Here is an 18,487-nt window from a genome sequence, read left to right as displayed (position 1 = left end):
GCGCGACCGTCCGCGCGTCCGTTCGCGCGTCGGACGGGCGGCAGGGTCTCACACTCGCCCGCCGGGCGCGACCCCGAGCCCCGCAGACGGTGCGCCCATAGGCTGGACGGATGACGATCCCCACCGTGAAGCTCAATGACGGCAACGAAATCCCGCAGCTCGGCTACGGCGTCTTCCGGGTTCCTCCCGCCGACACCGAGCGGGCCGTGAGCGAGGCCCTCGAGGTCGGATACCGCCACATCGACACCGCGGCCATCTACGGCAACGAGGAGGGCGTCGGCGCGGCGATCGCGACGAGCGGCCTCGCGCGCGACGAGCTCTACATCACGACCAAGCTCTGGAACGACCGCCACGACGGCGAGGAGCCGCACGCCGCGATCCGCGAGAGCCTCGACAAGCTCGGCCTCGAGAAGGTCGACCTCTACCTCGTGCACTGGCCGACTCCCGCGGCCGACAACTACCTCCACGCGTGGCAGAAGATGATCGAGATCCGCGATGCCGGGCTCACTCGCTCGATCGGCGTCTCGAACCACCTCGTGCCGCACCTCGAGAAGATCGTGCAGGCCACGGGCGTCGTGCCCGCCGTCGACCAGATCGAGCTGCACCCCGCCTACCAGCAGCGCGACGTCACCGACTGGGCCGCCGCGCACGATGTGCGCATCGAAGCCTGGGGACCGCTCGGCCAGGGCAAGTACGACCTCTTCGGGGCTCCCGCCGTCGCCGAGGCCGCGGCCGCGCACGGCAAGACGCCCGCGCAGGCGGTCCTCCGCTGGCACATCCAGCACGGCTTCATCGTCTTCCCGAAGTCGGTGCGGCGCGAGCGGCTCGAAGAGAACCTCGACGTCTTCGACTTCGAGCTGACCGATGCCGAGGTCTCGGCCATCGACGCGATGGACACCGGCGACGGCTCCGGCCGCGTCAGCGCCCACCCCGACGAGGTCAACTGACCCGCGACGCCATGAACGAGCGTCTGGCCGCCTCCGCGAGCCCCTACCTGCGCCTCCACGCCGGCAATCCCGTCGCGTGGTATGCGTGGGGAGAAGAGGCGTTCGCGGAGGCGCGCCGGCGCGACGTGCCGGTCTTCGTCTCGATCGGGTACTCGACGTGCCACTGGTGCCATGTCATGGCCCGGGAGTCGTTCGAGGATGCCGCCACCGCCGCGATCCTCAACGACAGGTTCGTCGCGATCAAGGTCGACCGGGAGGAGCATCCCGAGGTCGACGCGGCCTACATGGCGGCGGCAGGCGCCTTCACACAGAGCCTGGGCTGGCCGCTGAGCGTCTTCACGACACCGGACGGCGGCCCCTTCTACGCCGGCACCTACTTCCCGCCCGCGCCCCGCACCGGCATGCCGTCGTTCCTGCAGGTGCTCGAGGCCGTGCACGAGGCATGGACCGAACGGCGAGAGGCCGCGATCGGCACGTCGCGCGCGATCGCGGAGGCCCTCGCCGACGTGCGGGGCTCGGGATCCGCTGCGGCGGATGCTCCGGATGCCGCCTCGGTCGCCGACGCCGCCCGGGCGGTCGCGGCTCGCGAGGACCCCGAGTACGGCGGCTTCTGGGGCGGCGCTGCGAGCGCGCCGAAGTTCCCCGTCGCGACGGCGCTGCGGTTCCTGCAGACGCGGCTCGTGCGGGAGCGGGCGGCCGAGGCATCCGTCGTCGCAGACCGCGCGCTCGCCGCAATGGCCGCCTCGGAGCTGCGCGACCCCGTCGAAGGCGGATTCTTCCGGTATGCGACACGGCGCGACTGGACCGTGCCGCACTACGAGCGCATGCTCACCGACAACGCGCAGCTGCTCGACGTCGCCCTCGATGCGGGCGATGTGGCGACGGCGCGGGGCGTCGTCGGGTTCCTCCGCGACGTGCTGCAGCAGCCCGCCGGCGGGTTCGGCGCCGCCCAGGACTCCGAGTCGTGGATCGACGACGCCCGCAGCGAGGGCGGGTACTACGCACGAGATGCCGCGACCCGCGCGGAACTCGAGCCGCCGGCCGTCGACGGCAAGGTCGTGACCGGCTGGAACGGCCTGGCGATCGGCGCCCTCGCCCGCGCCGGTGCGCGGCTGGGGGAGCCGGAGTGGATCGAGACGGCTCGGTGGGCGGCCGATGCCGTGCTGACCGCGAACGTGGGCGCCGACGGGCGGCTCGTGCGGGCCTCGCTCGACGAGATCGCCTCGCGAGCGCCCGCGACGATCGCCGACCACGGTCAGCTCGCCGAGGGGCTCATCGCGCTCGCGCTCGCCACGGGTGAGGTCGCCTACGCGGTGCGGGCGCGGTCGCTGGTCGACGCGTGCGTCGCCGAAGACGGGTCGCTGCGGGCCCCTGCCGGGATCGATCCCGTTCTGGCGGCCCAGGGCGTGCAGGCTCCGGATGCCTCGTCCGACGGCGACGAGCCCTCCGGTGTGGCCGCGATCGCAGGGGCCGCCGCGGCCTTGTGGCTCCTCGGCGGGGGAGAGGACGACCGCGCGCTCGCCGAGCGTCTCGTCGCGGAGCACGCGGCGGCGGCGCTCGCGCAGCCGCTCGCCCACGGATCGCTGCTGCGGGTCGCGGCGACGCTCTCCGCCGCGCCGCGGCAGGTCGTCGTGGTGGGCGACGCGTCGGACCCGCTCGCCGAGGCCGCGCGGGAGTACGCGGCCGATGCCGCCGCCGACGTCATCGCCGTCGTGACGCCGGCCCAGGCCTCCGCCTTCGCGGAGGCCGGCTTCACCCTCTTCGCCGACAAGACCCAGCGCGCCGGCCGCGCGACCGCCTACGACTGCCGCGACTTCGCGTGCCGGCTGCCGGTGACCGATCCGGCCGACCTCCAGCCCTGAGCTTTACGCCGGGCGGGCGTAGACCTGCGGGGGTGGCGTGGCTCGCGGCATCCGTCGTGCCCCTAGGCCCCTGGTGTCGGGTTCGTACGTACTCGCCGAGTGCACACGCTGTGCGCGCCGGTGTCGTGTGGTTTCGGCGAGTTCGTATGTTCTCGACGCGCGGGGGGTGGGTGGCGGGCGAGGGGCGGGTGACGGATGCCGCGGCCCGGCGCGCCGCGCCGCGCGGGTGCGGACCGACCTTCGAGGGGGCGTGGCTCGCGGCATCCGTCGTCGCCCCTAGGCCCCTGGTGTCGGGTTCGTACGTACTCGCCGAGAGCACACGCTATTCGCGCCGGTGTCGTGTGGTTTCGGCGACTTCGTATGTTCTCGACGCGCGGGGGGGGGGGGGGCGGATGAGGGGCGGGTGGCGGGCGAGGGGCGGGTGGCGGATGCCGCGGCCCGGCGCGCCGCGCCGCGCCCCGCCCGGATCAGCCGGCGGCGCGCTCGTCGTCGGCGACCATCGACGGGCCCGAGGCCACCTCGACGCCGAACACCGTCTCGAGGGCGCGCTCGAACTCGTCGAGGCGTCCGGCGGCGGCGAATTCGCGGGCGCGCGTGGTCGGACCGTGCGAGAGGACGCCGGCAAGGTGCCGCAGTGCCGCAGCGGCACGGTCGTCGTCGGGGCGCAGCCTGCCGAGCTCCGCATCCAGCACCGACTGCACGTGGGTGCGCCACGCGACGATCGCGGGGGCGGCGGCGCGCTCGGCGTGGAAGGTCGCGACGGCGGAGCCCACGACCTCGTGCGCCCCCGCGCCGAGCTCGGCGAGGGCCGCGTGACGGCCGATCAGCTCGAGGTCGAGGAGGTCGATGCCGGGCAGGTCGCCGACGGCCGGCTCGACGTTGCGGGGCAGGCCCAGGTCGATCACGAGGCGCGGCCGGTCGTCGGGGATGTCGGCGGGGCCGATCGTGTAGCGGGCCGTCGAGGTGATGACGATGTCGGCCGCGGCGATCGCGTCGCGGAGCTCGTGCTCGGCGCGCACGCCGTACTTGCGAGCGAAGGCGTCGGCCCGGCCCGTCGCCGAGTACACGCGCACATTGCCGGCGCCGCGGGCCTGCAGGGCCGCGATCGTCGTGGCGGCGTAGCGCCCCGTGCCCACGAGGAGCACGGGGATCGCGTCCCAATCGGTCACGCGCGAGTCGGCGAGGTCGAGGGCGAGCCGCGCGAGCGAGCGGCCGGCCGCCGCGAGATCCGCCTTGGCGCGCACCTCGCGGGTGGCACGGGCGGCGCGCTGGAAGGCCTGCTCGAGCTGCGTGCTGCTCGTGCCCGCCTCGCGCGCGGCGCGGAGGGAGCGCTGCACCTGGCCGCTGATCTCCTCCTCGCCGATGACCATCGACTCGAGCCCCGAGCTCACGGCGAACAGGTGTCGCACCACGTCGTCTCCGCTGAGGACGACCGCCGACTGGCGGAGGGCCTCGGCATCCGTCCCCGTCGACTCGGCGACCGCCTCGAGGACCGCCTCCCGCGCGAGGGCGACCCCGCCGGTGACCGGGTCGTCGAGCTCGAGGTAGGTCTCGAAGCGGTTGCACGTGGCCAGCACGACGGCGCCGCGCACGAAATCGTGTGCGGCGACTACGTCGGCTCCGGTCGAGTCCGCGGCCCTCGAAATGCGATCGAGGACATCGAAGTCGGTGTTCCGGTGGTTCGCCGTCAGGCAGAACAACATCGCGACGAGTTTAGCCTGGACGAGTGTCATCGCCTTCGAGTGCGCTCCCAGCTTCCCATCCGCTCCGCGACGGACGGACGTCCGCCTCCCCTCTCGTGCGCGCGGCGCACGGCGACCGCCCCGAGACCCTCCCCGTGTGGTTCATGCGCCAGGCAGGCAGATCCCTCCCGGAGTACCGCGCGAGCCGGGCCGGAACCGAGATGCTCGACGCGTGCCTCGACCCCGCGCTCGCGGCGGAGATCACGTTGCAGCCCGTCCGCCGCCACGGCGTCGATGCGGCCGTGTTCTTCAGCGACATCGTGGTGCCCGTCCTCCTTGCCGGCGTCGATGTGAAGATCGTGCCGGGCCGCGGCCCGGTGCTCGAGGAGCCGGTGCGCACGGCATCCGATGTCCTGCGTCTGCGCCCGCTCGAACCCGAACGGCTCGCCCCGATCTCCGAAGCCGTCTCGATCGTGGTGCGGGAGCTCGGCGGCACGCCGCTCGTCGGCTTCGGCGGCGCCCCCTACACCCTTGCGAGCTATCTCATCGAGGGCGGTCCGTCGAAGGACCAGCTGCGTGCCCGCGCCCTCATGCGCACCGATCCGCGCACCTGGGCGACGCTGCTCAACTGGTGCGCCGATGTCACCGGCGCGTTCCTCCGTGCGCAGGTCGAGGCGGGTGCGAGCGTCGTGCAGCTGTTCGACTCCTGGGCCGGATCGCTCTCGCGCAACGACTACCAGCGCCGCGTCGCGCCGCACTCGCGCCGCGCCTTCGATGCCCTGCGCGGCTTCGAGGTGCCGAAGATCCACTTCGGCCTCGGCATGAGCGAGATGCTCGATCTGCTGCCGCCCCTGGGCGCCGATGTCATCGGCATCGATTGGCGTCTCCCGCTCGACGAGGCCAACGAGCGCCTCGGCGGCCGGCTTCCGCTCCAGGGCAACATCGATGCCGCATTCCTGACCGCGCCGTGGAACCTCGTCGAGGCGCACGTGCGTGATGTCGTGGAGCGCGGCGCCGCCGCCCCCGCCCACATCGTCAACCTCGGCCACGGCGTGCCGCCCGACACCGACCCCGACGTGCTGACGCGCATCGTCGAACTCGTGCATGCCCTCTGACGTCCTGGTCGTCGGGGGCGGCGTCGGCGGCCTGGTCGTCGCCCGCCGCCTCGCCCTCGAGGGGGTGTCGGTCACCCTCTTCGAGCAGGCCGATGCCCTCGGCGGGCAGGTCGCCCGCCAGCGCATCGCGGGGATCCAGCTGGATGCCGCGGCGGAGTCCTTCGCGACGCGCGGCGGGTCCGTCGCGGCCCTCCTCGAGGAACTCGGCCTCGCCGGCGACATCGTGACGCCGAACCCCGCGCCGGCATGGCTGCAGCGCTCCGACGGCAGCGCCGTGCCGCTCCCCGCGGCGGGACTCCTCGGCATCCCGGGCGAGCCCCTCGCCGACGACGTCGTGCGCGTGATCGGGCGCGAGGCCGCCGAGCGGGCGGCTCGCGATGCAGACCTCCCGGCTTCGACGGGGACGGATGCCTCGTCCCTCGGCGAGCTCGTGCGCGCGCGCATGGGCGACGCCGTCGTCGACGGGCTCGTCGGCCCCATCGTGCGCGGCGTGCACTCGGTCAGCGCCGATGCCGTGCCCCTCGAGCGCGCCCATCCTCGGCTTCGCGCCGAGATCCTCGAGCGCGGGTCGCTCGCGGCCGCCGTCCGGGCGCTCCGGGCCGCCGCGCCGGCCGGGTCGCAGGTCGCCGGTATCCGCGGCGGGATGTTCCGGCTCGTCGACGCCCTCGCGGCGGACTGCCGACGGCTCGGCGTCGGCATCGAGCTCGGCGCGCGCGTCGAGGAGTGGGACGCGAACGGGGTCGTCGTCGGCGGGCGGCGGCGCGAAGGCGTCGTCGTGCGCGCCGGCGGAACCCGCGGCGGTGCGTCACGCCGCGTGACCCTCGTGACACTCGTCGCCGACGCGCCCGGCTGGGACGCGGCGCCGCGGGGCACGGGACTCCTCGTCGCCCCCGATGCGCCGGGCGTCGACGCGCGGGCGCTGACGCATCTCACCGCCAAGTGGGAGTGGGTCGCCGAAGCGCTCCCCGGTCGCCACGCCGTGCGGCTCTCGTACGACGGCGTGCCGGATGACGCGGTCGCGACGGCGACGCGGGATGCCGGCATCCTTCTCGGAAGCCCCCTGCGCGAGCTGCACGAAGCGACCCGGCACACGTGGGAGCGCGTGACGCCGCGGCTCGTCGACGGCGTGGTCGCGGGGGGCGATGCGCCTGCCGACATGCTGGCTGCCGGCGACGCGCTCGCTGACGACGTTCTCGCTGACGACGTGGTCGCGGTGGGCGAGACCGTGTCGGGCACGGGGCTCGCCTCCGTCGTGCCGCACGCGGAGCGGATCGCGCGGGAGATCACCGGAGCGTGACGATCCGCTCGAATCCCGACCCTCCGTTCCGCGCGGCGACCTGCGAGAACTCTCGGAGACGAGACGGATTCGCCGGGGCCTTCGAGCAGGAGAGAAGATGGAACCGTGACCGATCGGACCCACGAGCAGCAGACCGCGACGACCGACGCCTCTTCGGGAGGCACCCTCTATTTCGGACTGTGGGCCGTGTTCCGCCGCGACCCGCACCCCGCCCCCGTGCCCGACGGCGCGCCCGCCGCGGCGGAGGTCGTCGGTGACCTCGGTGACACCGTGCGCGCGATCTACGACGTGTCGGGCCTGCGCGCCGACGCCGACGTGCTCGTCTGGCTCGTCGGTGACTCCGCCGAGGAGCTCCAGTCCGCGCTCCGTGCCCTGCGTCGGTCGCGCGAGTTCGCGCCGCTCCTCCCGACGTGGAACACCCTCGGCGTGCACCGCGACGCGGAGTTCAGCCGCGACCACGCGCCCGCGTTCGCGCGCGGTCTCGCGCCGAAGGGCTGGCTCACGGTCTACCCCTTCGTCCGCAGCTACGAGTGGTACATCCTCCCCTCGGCGGAGCGCGGCCAGATGCTCGCCGATCACGGCCGTATGGGGCGCGATTTCCCGCAGGTGCAGAGCAACACCGTCGCGACCTTCGCGCTCAGCGACTACGAGTGGATCCTCGCGCTGGAGGCCGACGACGTGACCGACCTCGTCGACCTCATGCGTCACCTCCGTGCGACCGAGGCGCGGCGCCACGTGCGCGAAGAGGTCCCTTTCTTCACCGGCCGGCGCATCACGCCCGACGAGCTCGCCGAGGTCCTCTCGTGACCCAGCCCCCAGCCCTCGCCTCCGCCCTCCCGGCTGCGCTCCGCGGCGCGCCCGTCGCCCCCTCCGCGAGGCTTCACGGACGCACCGCGACACGCCGTTCCGGGGCACCGTTCGCGACGTCTCGCGAAGGACGGGTGGGCTGATGAGCCTCCGCATCGGCACCCGCGCCAGCACGCTCGCCCGGGCGCAGGCGGGCACCGTCGCCGAGGCGCTGGGCGGCGAGCTCGTCCCGATCGTCTCCGAGGGCGACCGCAGCACCGCCTCGCTCGCCTCGCTCGGCGGCACGGGCGTCTTCGCGACGGCGCTGCGCGAAGCGCTGCGCGCGGGGGAGGTGGATGCCGTGGTCCACTCCTTCAAGGATCTTCCGACCGCGCCCGCCGACGGCCTCGCGATCGGCGCCGTTCCCGTGCGCGCGGACGCGCGCGACGTCGTCTGCTCGCGCTCCGGCGCGGGCCTCGACGACCTCCCCGAGGGCGCGCGCGTCGGCACCGGGTCGCCCCGCCGCCGAGCGCAGCTGGCCTCGCGCCGGCCCGACCTCGTGCTCGTCGACATCCGAGGCAACATCGACTCGCGCCTGGAGCGCCTGACCACCGACGATCCCGAGCGCGCGCTCGATGCCGTCGTGCTCGCCGCGGCGGGCCTGGACCGCATCGGCCGCCTCGACGCCGTGGCGGAGTACCTCTCGCTCGACCGCTGGCCGACGGCGCCGGCACAGGGTGCCCTGGCGGTCGAGACCCGCTCGGGCGACGAGCACCTCGTCGCGCGCCTTGACCACACCCCGACGCGTCTCGCCGCCGAGGCGGAGCGGGGAGTGCTGGCGCTCCTCGACGCCGGGTGCGCGGCCCCCATCGGAGCGCGCGCGTTCGTCGACGACGGGCTCCTCTTCCTCACGGCGCGCGTCTACCGTCCCGACGGCGGCGCCTCCGTCACGAGCTCCCACGCGATGCCGCCCGACGCCGAGGCGCCCGCCGACATCGCTCGCCTCGTCGCCGACGAGCTGCTCGCGCAGGGCGCAGCCGAACTCGCGCCCCTCAACCCCTGACCGGAGCATCCATGTCCCTCTCCGACGCCGCGTTCCCCGCGGCCCGTCCGCGGCGCCTCCGGGCGACCCCCGCCTGGCGCCGCCTCGTCGCCGAGAGCCGCGTGCACCCCTCGCAGCTCGTCCTCCCGCTCTTCGTCGCGGAGGGGGTGTCCGAGCCCGTGCCGATCGGTTCGATGCCGGGCGTCGTCCAGCACACGACCGAATCGCTCAAGGCGGAGCTCCAGCGTGCGGCCGCCGCCGGCATCGGCGGCGTCATGCTCTTCGGCGTCCCACAGCACAAGGACGCGGACGGCTCCGGGGCGACCGATCCCGACGGCATCCTCAATGCGGCCACGCGGATCGCGGTGGCCGAGGCGGGCGATGCGCTGGTCGTGCAGACCGACCTGTGCCTCGACGAGTTCACCGACCACGGCCACTGCGGCGTGCTCGACGCCGACGGGCGCGTCGACAACGATGCGACCCTCGACCGCTACCGCGAGATGGGCCTTGCGCAGGCCGAGGCGGGCTCGGCCCTCCTGGGACTGTCGGGCATGATGGACGGCCAGGTCGCGGCGGTCCGCGGCGCGCTCGACGACGCCGGCCGCGGCGACGTCGCGCTCCTCGGCTACGCCGCGAAGTACGCCTCGGCGTTCTACGGACCCTTCCGCGAGGCCGTGCAGTCCTCGCTGCAGGGCGATCGCCGCACGTATCAGCTCGACGCCGCGAACCGCCGCGAGGGGCTCCGCGAAGTCGCCCTCGACATCGCCGAGGGCGCGGACATCGTCATGGTCAAGCCCGCGATGTCGTACCTCGACGTCCTGGCCGGCACCGCCGCCGTCTCGCCGGTACCGGTGTGGGCGTACCAGGTGAGCGGCGAGTACGCGATGGTCGAAGCCGCCGCCGCGAACGGCTGGATCGACCGCGAGCGCACGATCGACGAGACCCTCACGAGCATCGTGCGCGCGGGCGCCGACGCCGTGCTGACGTACTGGGCGATCGAAGCGGCGGAGCGGTGGGCGCGCGGATGAACGCGACGACGAATGCGGATGCCGCGGCCCGCGCCCGCGCCGTGATCCCGGGCGGGGTCAACTCGCCGGTGCGAGCCTTCGGCTCGGTCGGCGGCACGCCGCTGTCGATCGTCTCGGCGCGCGGGCCGCTCGTCACCGACGTGACCGGCCGCGAGTATGTCGACCTCGTCGCGTCGTGGGGACCGGCCCTCCTCGGGCACGCCCAGCCCGACGTCGTCGCGGCCGTGCAGGCGGCCGCCGCGCGAGGACTCTCGTTCGGCGCCTCGACGCCGGGGGAGACCGACCTCGCCGAGCACGTCATCGAGCGCCTCCGCGTCGGCGGCACCGCCGGCATCGAGAAGCTCCGCCTCGTCTCGACGGGCACCGAGGCCACGATGACGGCGATCCGCATCGCCCGCGGTGCGACCGGTCGCGATGTCATCGTGAAGTTCGCCGGCCACTACCACGGCCACTCCGACGGGCTGCTGGCCGAGTCGGGCTCGGGTGTCGCGACCCTCGGCCTCCCCGGATCGGCGGGGGTCCCCGCCGCCATCGCGGGGCTCACGCTCGTCCTCCCGTACAACGATCGCGACGCGGTCCTCGCCGCGTTCGCGGCGCACCCCGGCCGCATCGCGGCCATCATCGCGGAGGCCGCCGGCGCGAACGCGGGCGTCCTCGCCCCCGACGAGGGCTTCAACCGCTTCCTCATCGAGACGGCGCACGCGCACGGCGCGCTGTTCCTCCTCGACGAGGTGCTCACCGGGTTCCGCGTCGGCCCCGCCGGCTGGTGGGGTCTCGAGCAGGCCGCGGGCCAGTCCTGGGTTCCCGACCTCGTGACCTTCGGCAAGGTCATCGGCGGCGGCATGCCGCTCGCCGCGATCGGCGGCCGCGCCGACCTCCTCGACCTCCTCGCCCCGCTCGGGCCCGTCTATCAGGCCGGCACCCTGAGCGGCAATCCGCTCGCGGTCGCGGCGGGGCTCGCCACGCTGCGTCTGGCGGACGCCGAGGTGTACGGGCGGGTGGATGCCGCGGCATCCGTCGTCTCGAACGCCCTCGACGACGCGCTCACCGCGGAAGGCGTCGCGCACGCTGTCTCGTGGGCGGGCAGCCTTTTCTCGGTCGCGTTCCGCGAGGGAGCCGTGCGCGACTACGCGGACGCGCGCGACCAGGAGGCGTGGCGGTATCCGGCGTTCTTCCACGCGATGCTCGACGCGGGGGTCTCGCTCCCGCCGAGCGTCTTCGAGGCATGGTTCCTCACGGCGGCGCACGACGAGGCGGCGCTCGGACGCATCCTCGACGCGCTGCCGGCCGCGGCGCGCGCGGCCGCTGCGGCCACGCCCGGCTGAGCGGCTGCCGCCCCGGGCGGCTGCTAGATCCAGCCGGCCCGGTTGAAGTGCAGGTACCAGAAGTCGTACGGCACCTTCATCGCCGTCCAGACGGGGTAGTACCACACCGAGACGAGCAGCACCGCGACGATGAGGATCCCCGCCGCCCACCGGCCCAGCGTGAAGCCGCGTCGCGTCTTCAACCGCGCGAGATCGCGCAGCGTCGTCGTGAGCGCGAGCAGCATGAACGGCAGGATGACGATCGTGTAGAACTGGAAGATCGTCCGCTCCGGGTAGAGCAGCCACGGCACGTACGTCGCGACGACGCCCGTCAGGACGAGCCAGTCCCGGCCGTCGCGCTTGGCGATGCAGCGCCACACCAGGTAGATGACGGCGATGACCGCCGCCCACCACAGCAGCGGGTTGGCGATGCTCGTGATGCCCTCCGAGCAGCCGCTGCCCCCGGCGGTGCAGCCCTCGACGCCGGTCGCGGTGCCCGAGTAGTACATCGACGTCGGACGCAGCATGAGCGGCCACTGCCACGCGGGGCTGGCGTAGTTGTGAGGCGTGGAGAGGTTGACGTTCGAGCCGTAGATCGACTGGTGATAATGCCAGAGGTTCTGGAGGGGGAGCGGGACCCATGCCCACAGGCCGGTCGCGGGGTGGTCGTCGACGGAGTGCCGGTCGTACCCGCCGTCGGTGACGAGCCAGCCGGTCCACGACGCGAGGTAGACGACGAGGGCGACCGGCACGAAGAGGACGAAGGCGACGACGCCCTGGCGGAGCGCGTCGGCCGGCCAGAAGAGGACCCCGGCCTTCCGGCGGGCGAGGGCGTCGTCGACGACGAGATAGACGCCCAGGCCAGCGAGCACCCAGAGCCCCGACCACTTGACGGCCGTCGCGGCACCGATCGCCGCGCCGGCCGCGAGGATCCACGGGCGGTTCCAGAACACCGGTCCCCACGACGGGGGGAGGCCGTCGTCGCGCGCGGCGATGGCGGCCTCGAGCCGTTCCCGATGTCGTCTTCGGTCCAGCGCGACGAACCAGAAGGCCAGCACGACGAAGAACGTGAGGATGCCGTCGAGGATGCCCACGCGGCTGAGCACGATGCCGAGTCCGTCGACGGCGAGGAACAGCGCCGTCACCGTCGCCGAGACGATCGAGCCGCCGAGCGCCCGGGCGAGGAAGTACAGCACGAGCACCGTCGCGGTGCCGAACACGGCGACCGAGAAGCGCCACCCGACCGAGGAGTCGGGGCCGAAGAGGGCCATGCCCACTCCGATGATCCACTTGCCCAGCGGCGGATGCACGACGTAGGCGGGGCTCGTCGTGAACACGTCGGTCGCGCCGTCCGCGAAGGCGAAATCGGGGTTCTTCGGCCACGTGGCGGGGTAGCCGAGGTGCCACTGGCTCCAGGCATCCTTCACGTAGTACGTCTCGTCGAAGACGATCTCGTGCGGCTGGCCGAGGTTCCAGAACCGCAGGAGTGCGGCCAGGAGCGTCACGAGCAGCGGCGCCAGCCAGCTGCACAGCCGATGCACGCGCGGGTCGGTCTCAAGGCGCAGGCGCCAGCGCTCGTAGAAGGTCGGACGCACCTCGGGCAGGAGCGGCTGCGGGAGCAGCGGCTCGGAGGTGGCAGTCACGCCGACAAGCCTAGGCTGGAACCTGTGATCATCCTGGCCGCGACCCCCATCGGCAACCTGGGGGACGCCTCGCGCCGCCTGGTCGAGGCATTGGAGGCCGCGACGGTCGTCGCCGCGGAGGACACCCGCACGACGCTCCGGCTCCTCTCCGCCCTCGGGATCGCGAACCGCCCGCGCCTGATCGCCCTGCACGACCACAACGAGAAGCAGCGGGCGACGGAGCTCGTCGACCTCGCGCGCGACGGCGACGTGCTGCTGCTGTCGGACGCCGGCATGCCGACCGTGAGCGACCCGGGCTACGGCGTCGTCGCGGCGGCCGCGGCGGCCGGAGTCGTCGTGACGGCGATCCCGGGGCCGAGCGCCGTCATCACCGCGCTCGCCGTGGCGGGCCTGCCCACCGACCGCTTCACGTTCGAAGGCTTCCTGCCGCGCAAGCCCGGAGAGCGCCGTGCCGCGCTCGCGGCGCTGTCACGCGAGCCTCGCACCATGGTCTTCTTCGAATCGCCCGCGCGGGTCGCGGCATCCCTCTCCGACATGGCCGCAGCCTTCGGCAACGACCGCCGCGCCGCCGTCTGCCGCGAGCTGACGAAGCTGCACGAGGAGGTCGTGCGGGCCCCCCTCGCCGAGCTCGCGACGTGGGCCGCCGACGGCGTGCGCGGCGAGATCGTCGTGGTGGTCGAGGGTGCGGCGCGCGCCGAGGTCGCCTTCGACGAGGCGGTGGCGCAGGTGCAGGCGCTCGTGGCGGGCGGAACGCGATTGAAGGATGCCGCGGCCGAGGTCTCGGGCCACACCGGCCATTCCTCGCGCGAGCTCTACCAGGCGGCGCTGGCCGCGCGGGGCTGACCGGCTCGTCACAGTGAGGCCGCGGCATCCGGGTCGAAATAGACTCTCCTGGTGACTTCCGGCCGTTCCTTCTACATCACGACGCCGATCTACTATCCGAGCGACGTCCCCCACATCGGCCACGGCTATACGACCGTGGCGGTCGACACCCTCGCGCGCTGGCACCGCCAGGCCGGGGATGACACCTGGATGCTGACGGGGACCGACGAGCACGGCCAGAAGATGATGCGCGCCGCGTCGGCGAACGGCGCGACGCCGCAGGAGTGGGTCGACAAGCTCGTGAGCGAGTCGTGGTTCCCCCTGCTCGAGACGCTCGACGTCGCCAACGACGACTTCATCCGCACGACGCAGCCGCGCCACGAGGAGCGCGTCAAGCAGTTCGTGCAGGCGATCTACGACCGCGGCTACATCTACGCGGGCGAGTTCGAGGCGCTGTACTGCGTGGGCTGCGAGGAGTTCAAGACCGAGTCCGAGATCGTCGACGGCGAGGGCCCGTTCGAGGGACTCAAGGTCTGCGCGATCCACTCCAAGCCGCTGGAGCTCCTGCAGGAGAAGAACTACTTCTTCAAGCTCAGCGAGTTCCAGGACCGCCTGCTCGAGCTGTACTCGTCGGTGCCGGACTTCATCCGCCCGGAGTCGGCGCGCAACGAGGTCGTGTCGTTCGTCAAGAACGGCCTGAAAGACCTCTCGATCTCGCGGTCGACCTTCGACTGGGGCATCACGGTGCCGTGGGACGAGTCGCACGTCATCTACGTGTGGGTCGACGCGCTGCTGAACTATGCGACGGCGGTCGGCTACGGCAGCGACCTGGAGGAGTTCGCGCGCCGCTGGCCGGCGTACCACGTCGTGGGCAAAGACATCCTGCGCTTCCACGCCGTCATCTGGCCCGCCATGCTGATGGCCGCCGGCGTCGAGGTGCCACGCGGCGTCTTCGCGCACGGCTGGCTGCTCGTCGGCGGCGAGAAGATGTCGAAGTCGAAGCTCACCGGCATCGCGCCGAGCGAGATCACCGACGTCTTCGGCTCCGACGCCTACCGGTTCTACTTCCTCTCGGCGATCGCGTTCGGGCAGGACGGCTCGTTCTCCTGGGAAGACCTCTCGGCTCGCTACCAGGCCGAGCTCGCCAACGGGTTCGGCAATCTCGCCTCCCGCACGACGGCGATGATCGACCGCTACTTCGAAGGCATCGTGCCGCCGGCCTCCGATTACTCGGAGGTCGATCTCGGCATCCAGAAGACGGTCCAGGATGCCGCGGCCGCCGCCGACGCCGCGATCGAGCGGTTCCGCATCGACGAGGCGATCGCCTCGATCTGGACGATCGTCGACGCCCTCAACCTCTACATCACCGAGAACGAGCCCTGGGCCCTCGCCAAGGACGAGGCTCAGCGCGAGCGCCTCGGGACCGTCCTCTACACGGCGGCGGAGGGCCTCCGCGCACTCGCGGTGCTGCTGTCGCCGGTCACGCCGATCGCGACCGAGAAGCTGTGGGTCGCCCTCGGCGCCGCCGACACGCTCGGAAGGCTCGAGGATCAGCCGATCCGCGAGGCGGGGCGCTGGGGCATCCTTCCCGCCGGTGCCGTCGTCAACGCCCTCGCGCCGCTGTTCCCGCGCGTCGAGCAGACGGTCTGATGGCCGAACCCGCCGTGCCGTACCCCGTCGAGGGGGCGGATCCGTCGCAATACGTCCGCGTGCGCGAGAAGGGCTCGCGGGATGTCTCGTACCCCGACGCGCCCGAACCGCTCGCCGTGCCGGTCTACGACAACCACGCCCACCTCGAGATCGAGGACGGCGTCGGGCTCTCGCTGGACGAGCAGCTCGCCCGCGCGGGATCGGTCGGCGTCGCCGGGGTCGTGCAGGCGGGCGGTGACATCGAGTCGAGCCGCTGGTCGGCGTGGGCCGCGGCATCCCACCCGCGCGTTCTCGCGGCGGTCGCGATCCACCCCAACGAGGCGCCGGCGTATGCCGCGGCGGGCCGGCTCGGCGAGGCGATCGACGTCATCGACGAGCTCGCTGTGCAGCCCCGCGTACGGGCGATCGGCGAGACGGGGCTCGACTTCTTCCGCACCGGCGAGGAGGGGCTTGCGGCCCAGTTCGAGAGCTTCGAGGCGCACATCGCGCTCGCGAAGAAGCACGGCATCGCGATGCAGATCCACGATCGCGACGCGCACGACGCGGTGCTCGAGACCCTCGAGCGGGTCGGCGCGCCCGACCGCACGGTGTTCCACTGCTTCTCGGGCGACGCCGATATGGCCCGGATCGCGGGCGAGCGCGGCTACTACCTCAGCTTCGCCGGCAACGTCACGTTCAAGAACGCGCAGAACCTGCGCGATGCGCTCGCCGTGATCCCGCGGGATCGGATCCTGGTCGAGACGGATGCCCCGTTCCTCACGCCGGTCCCGCACCGCGGCCGCCCGAACGCGCCCTACCTCGTCCCGGTCACCGTGCGGTTCATGGCCGCCGAGCTCGGCGTGGACGTCGACGAGCTGTGCGCGCAGATCGCCACGACGACGCTCGAGGTCTACGGCTCCTTCGACGACTGAGTCCCGCCGCGCGCGGCGGCTGTGCCGTGCCTCTGGCCCCGGCCGCTGCGTCGTGCCTCTGTGTCCGGCTGCTGCGTCCGGCTGCTGTGATGCGCTGACGGCTGCGCGCTGACGGCGGGGACGGATGCCGCGGCAGGGCGCTCTCGTCGAGCCCGCCGCACCGACGGCGGGGACGGATGCCGAGACAAGGCATTCTCGTCGAGACCGGGGTCGTCGACCCTTGGTTCGACGAGAATCCCTTGTCTCGCGGCGCGGGGCCGGGCGCGCGCACGGCCCGCGCGGGTCATCCGCCGAGGCGGGCGGCGGTGCCCGGCGGGATCGACAGCAGCACGTCGCCGAGGCCGCTCCAGAAGGCGCGACGGCGGGCGCGACGGTAGCGCCGAAGCGTGAGTCTCGCCTCCTCGACGTGCTCCACGAGCTCCCGTTCGTCGGCCTGGGTCGTCTGCACACTCATGCTGTCCCGCTCTCGTCCGGGGCGGGTCGGGTGACTCGCCCTCACCTCGGCTACGAACAGCGGAGTCCGAATTCGACAGCATCCGCCGCCACCGTGGACTTTTCTTCTGCCGCGATGTCGAATCGGGGCGATCCCGTTCGTTGACCAAGTGAGAGCCGCCCTCGGCGATCGGAATGACGAAGGAGCCCGACATGACCTCGGACGTCGCCGCCGCGATCTCCCGCGTCCACCGCGAGGAGTGGGCCCGGGTCGTCGCGGGTCTCGCCCGGCGGTTCGGGGATCTCGACCTCGCCGAGGAGATGTCGGCCGAGGCCTTCGCCACCGCCGTCGAGCGATGGCCCGCCGACGGTGTCCCGCCGAATCCCGGCGCCTGGATCACGACGACGGCGTACCGGAAGGCGATCGACCGGCTCCGGCGCGAAGCGCGCCGGGGTGAGCTGCACCAGGAGGCCTTCATGCTCGCCGACGCCGGGGCCCCCGACGAGACCGGGGCCATCGAGGACGACCGGCTCCGGCTCGTGTTCACGTGCTGCCACCCTGCGCTTCCGATGGATGCCCGGGTGGCCCTCACCCTGAGGGTCGTCGGAGGCCTCACGGTCGCCGAGATCGCGCACGCGTTCCTCGTACAGGAGACGACGATGGGCCAGCGCCTGAGCCGGGCGAAGGCGAGGATCAGGTCTGCGGGCATCCCGTTCGCGCTGCCGCAGCAGGAAGACCTCCCGGATCGTGCCGACGGGGTCCTCGCTGTGCTCTACCTGATCTTCAACGAGGGATACCTCGCGTCCGGCAGTGCGTCCGACCCGCTGCGCCCCGATCTCACGGGTGAGGCGATCCGTCTCACCCGGCTGGTGCGCGACCTCCTGCCGGCAGGTTCGCGCGAGCGGGCCGAAGCGACGGGGCTGCTGGCGCTCATGCTGCTCACGGAGGCCCGGGCCGGTGCGCGCGTCTCTTCCGACGGAGCCCTCGTGCGGCTCGATGAGCAGGATCGGGCCGCGTGGGACCGCGCTCTCATCGACGAGGGCCTCTCCCTCGTCCGGTCGAGTGTCGAAGCGGTCGACCGCGGCGAGGGCGCGCTGGACCGCTACCAGATCCTCTCGGCCATCAACGCCGTCCATGCCTCGGCCGCCCGTCCCCGCGACACCGACTGGGCGCGCATCATCGCGCTCTACAGCGACCTCGAGCGCCTCGACGGGAACCCCCTCGTCACGCTGGCCAAGGCGATCGCCGTCTCGGAGCTCGAGTCGGCGGAGGCAGGGCTCGCGATCGTCGCGACCCTCGCGGACCGGCTCGACGGGCATCACGCCTTCCACACCAGCCGGGCAGAGCTCCTGTCGCGTATCGGCCGTTCCGACGAGGCCCGCACCGCCTACGACCGGGCGATCGAGCTGGCGGGCAACACCGCCGAGATCGCCCACCTCGTCCTGCGTCGCGGGCGGCTCGCGGCATCCGTCCCCTCCGACCCCGCCACCGGAGTCAAACCATCCGACCGACCCACCCGACCCATCACCCAAGGAGAACCCTCATGACCACTCAGCAGTACCTCGTGATCCACATGACCGACGCGTCCGCCACGACCCAGCTCGCACAGGACGAGGACCGGCACATGCTCGAGTCCTGGGCGAAGGAGGGCGACGACGCCGGGGCGCTCGGCCCCGGGGCGTGCGTCGCCGGCCGCGACCGGGCGAAGTCGATCGTCGTGCGCGACGGCAAGACGATCGTCACCGACGGCCCGTTCCCCGAGTTCAAGGAGTGGTTCGCCGGCTTCGACGTGCTCGAGGCCGAGTCGATGGAGGAGGCGGCCTCGTTCATGGCGAAGCACCCCAGCGCCGTGCTCGGGCGCATCCTCATCCTGCCCACGATCGAGCTGCCGTGGGACCGCGAGGAGTGACCCGCGGCGCTCGCTGAGAGCGGGACGGATGCCGAGACAGGGGATTCTCGTCGAAA

Annotated in this window: 16 protein-coding genes; 13 read left to right on the top strand and 3 right to left on the bottom strand. The window is 72.9% G+C overall.

All coding sequences use genetic code 11. The features are described from left to right. The first annotated feature begins 110 nt into the window (after window positions 1-110). Window positions 111-947, top strand: coding sequence for an aldo/keto reductase (locus ACSBPH_RS03970; protein ID WP_442576310.1), 837 nt, complete (start codon window positions 111-113; stop codon window positions 945-947). 11 nt (window positions 948-958) lie between these two features. Next, window positions 959-2,809, top strand: coding sequence for a thioredoxin domain-containing protein (locus tag ACSBPH_RS03965; RefSeq protein WP_442576309.1), 1,851 nt, complete (start codon window positions 959-961; stop codon window positions 2,807-2,809). Window positions 2,810-3,276: 467 nt separating this feature from the next. Here ACSBPH_RS03965 and ACSBPH_RS03960 read toward each other — a convergent pair whose 3' ends face one another. Further along, complete coding sequence (locus ACSBPH_RS03960) at window positions 3,277-4,512, bottom strand: glutamyl-tRNA reductase (RefSeq protein ID WP_442576308.1); 1,236 nt, start codon at window positions 4,510-4,512, stop codon at window positions 3,277-3,279. 23 nt (window positions 4,513-4,535) lie between these two features. On the opposite strand from ACSBPH_RS03960, the gene hemE reads away from it, so the two are divergent. From hemE to ACSBPH_RS03930, 6 genes are all read left to right on the top strand, one after another. Continuing rightward, window positions 4,536-5,606 carry a uroporphyrinogen decarboxylase gene (gene hemE / locus ACSBPH_RS03955; RefSeq protein ID WP_442576307.1) on the top strand — a complete coding sequence of 357 codons (1,071 nt, stop codon included), beginning with the start codon at window positions 4,536-4,538 and terminating at the stop codon, window positions 5,604-5,606. Continuing rightward, window positions 5,596-6,903 (top strand): protoporphyrinogen/coproporphyrinogen oxidase, encoded by a 1,308-nt coding sequence (locus ACSBPH_RS03950; protein WP_442576306.1) that lies wholly within the window; start codon window positions 5,596-5,598, stop codon window positions 6,901-6,903. The genes hemE and ACSBPH_RS03950 overlap by 11 nt, the downstream gene beginning before the upstream one ends. Before the next feature lie 105 nt (window positions 6,904-7,008). Then, the gene (gene hemQ, locus ACSBPH_RS03945) at window positions 7,009-7,710 is read left to right on the top strand and encodes a hydrogen peroxide-dependent heme synthase (protein WP_442576305.1); all 702 of its coding nucleotides are present in this window, start codon (window positions 7,009-7,011) and stop codon (window positions 7,708-7,710) included. Window positions 7,711-7,852: 142 nt separating this feature from the next. Continuing rightward, window positions 7,853-8,752 carry a hydroxymethylbilane synthase gene (gene hemC, locus ACSBPH_RS03940; RefSeq protein WP_442576304.1) on the top strand — a complete coding sequence of 300 codons (900 nt, stop codon included), beginning with the start codon at window positions 7,853-7,855 and terminating at the stop codon, window positions 8,750-8,752. Window positions 8,753-8,763: 11 nt separating this feature from the next. Beyond that, on the top strand, window positions 8,764-9,759 hold the full coding sequence (gene hemB / locus ACSBPH_RS03935) for a porphobilinogen synthase (protein WP_442576303.1): 996 nt from the start codon (window positions 8,764-8,766) through the stop codon (window positions 9,757-9,759). Continuing rightward, the gene (locus tag ACSBPH_RS03930) at window positions 9,756-11,084 is read left to right on the top strand and encodes a glutamate-1-semialdehyde 2,1-aminomutase (RefSeq protein WP_442576302.1); all 1,329 of its coding nucleotides are present in this window, start codon (window positions 9,756-9,758) and stop codon (window positions 11,082-11,084) included. Before hemB ends, ACSBPH_RS03930 begins: the two co-directional genes overlap by 4 nt. A gap of 23 nt (window positions 11,085-11,107) precedes the next feature. On the opposite strand, the gene ACSBPH_RS03925 is transcribed toward ACSBPH_RS03930, so the two are convergent. Next, a complete protein-coding gene (locus tag ACSBPH_RS03925) occupies window positions 11,108-12,706 on the bottom strand; it encodes a dolichyl-phosphate-mannose--protein mannosyltransferase (RefSeq protein ID WP_442576301.1) in 1,599 nt (532 codons plus the stop codon). Between the two features lie 24 nt (window positions 12,707-12,730). Here ACSBPH_RS03925 and rsmI point away from each other — a divergent pair, with 24 nt between their 5' ends. From rsmI to ACSBPH_RS03910, 3 genes are read left to right on the top strand one after another with little or no spacing between them, the layout of a single operon-like run. Next, the gene (gene rsmI / locus ACSBPH_RS03920) at window positions 12,731-13,549 is read left to right on the top strand and encodes a 16S rRNA (cytidine(1402)-2'-O)-methyltransferase (RefSeq protein ID WP_442576300.1); all 819 of its coding nucleotides are present in this window, start codon (window positions 12,731-12,733) and stop codon (window positions 13,547-13,549) included. A 51-nt stretch (window positions 13,550-13,600) separates the two neighbouring features. Then, window positions 13,601-15,178: a methionine--tRNA ligase gene (gene metG / locus ACSBPH_RS03915; protein ID WP_442576299.1), complete on the top strand. Its 1,578-nt coding sequence runs from the start codon at window positions 13,601-13,603 to the stop codon at window positions 15,176-15,178. Continuing rightward, the gene (locus ACSBPH_RS03910) at window positions 15,178-16,089 is read left to right on the top strand and encodes a TatD family hydrolase (RefSeq protein WP_442576298.1); all 912 of its coding nucleotides are present in this window, start codon (window positions 15,178-15,180) and stop codon (window positions 16,087-16,089) included. The genes metG and ACSBPH_RS03910 overlap by 1 nt, the downstream gene beginning before the upstream one ends. A gap of 283 nt (window positions 16,090-16,372) precedes the next feature. Here the strand turns inward: ACSBPH_RS03910 and ACSBPH_RS03905 are convergent, their stop codons facing one another. After that, entirely contained in the window at window positions 16,373-16,543 is a 171-nt protein-coding gene (locus ACSBPH_RS03905) for a hypothetical protein (protein ID WP_442576297.1), read from the bottom strand. A 191-nt stretch (window positions 16,544-16,734) separates the two neighbouring features. Between ACSBPH_RS03905 and ACSBPH_RS03900 the strand changes: the two genes are divergently transcribed. Next, window positions 16,735-18,069: an RNA polymerase sigma factor gene (locus ACSBPH_RS03900; RefSeq protein WP_442576296.1), complete on the top strand. Its 1,335-nt coding sequence runs from the start codon at window positions 16,735-16,737 to the stop codon at window positions 18,067-18,069. Beyond that, window positions 18,066-18,431, top strand: a complete 366-nt coding sequence (locus ACSBPH_RS03895; protein ID WP_442576295.1) for a YciI family protein — start codon at window positions 18,066-18,068, stop codon at window positions 18,429-18,431. The genes ACSBPH_RS03900 and ACSBPH_RS03895 overlap by 4 nt, the downstream gene beginning before the upstream one ends. Window positions 18,432-18,487 lie beyond the last annotated feature (56 nt).

The sequence above is a fragment of the Microbacterium sp. F51-2R genome (genome assembly GCF_052180235.1).
In the GTDB taxonomy this organism is placed as follows: Bacteria; Actinomycetota; Actinomycetes; order Actinomycetales; family Microbacteriaceae; genus Microbacterium.
This window is presented reverse-complemented; position numbering and strand designations above follow the sequence as displayed.

Bases quoted from the DNA above. Each gene is read 5' to 3' on its own strand.
- ACSBPH_RS03970 (WP_442576310.1), top strand. From the start codon at position 111: ATGACGATCCCCACCGTGAAGCTCAATGACGGCAACGAAATCCCGCAG.
- ACSBPH_RS03965 (WP_442576309.1), top strand. From the start codon at position 959: ATGAACGAGCGTCTGGCCGCCTCCGCGAGCCCCTACCTGCGCCTCCAC.
- ACSBPH_RS03960 (WP_442576308.1), bottom strand. From the start codon at position 4,512: ATGTTGTTCTGCCTGACGGCGAACCACCGGAACACCGACTTCGATGTC.
- ACSBPH_RS03950 (WP_442576306.1), top strand. From the start codon at position 5,596: ATGCCCTCTGACGTCCTGGTCGTCGGGGGCGGCGTCGGCGGCCTGGTC.
- hemC (WP_442576304.1), top strand. From the start codon at position 7,853: ATGAGCCTCCGCATCGGCACCCGCGCCAGCACGCTCGCCCGGGCGCAG.
- hemB (WP_442576303.1), top strand. From the start codon at position 8,764: ATGTCCCTCTCCGACGCCGCGTTCCCCGCGGCCCGTCCGCGGCGCCTC.
- ACSBPH_RS03930 (WP_442576302.1), top strand. From the start codon at position 9,756: ATGAACGCGACGACGAATGCGGATGCCGCGGCCCGCGCCCGCGCCGTG.
- ACSBPH_RS03910 (WP_442576298.1), top strand. From the start codon at position 15,178: ATGGCCGAACCCGCCGTGCCGTACCCCGTCGAGGGGGCGGATCCGTCG.
- ACSBPH_RS03905 (WP_442576297.1), bottom strand. From the start codon at position 16,543: ATGAGTGTGCAGACGACCCAGGCCGACGAACGGGAGCTCGTGGAGCAC.
- ACSBPH_RS03900 (WP_442576296.1), top strand. From the start codon at position 16,735: ATGACCTCGGACGTCGCCGCCGCGATCTCCCGCGTCCACCGCGAGGAG.
- ACSBPH_RS03895 (WP_442576295.1), top strand. From the start codon at position 18,066: ATGACCACTCAGCAGTACCTCGTGATCCACATGACCGACGCGTCCGCC.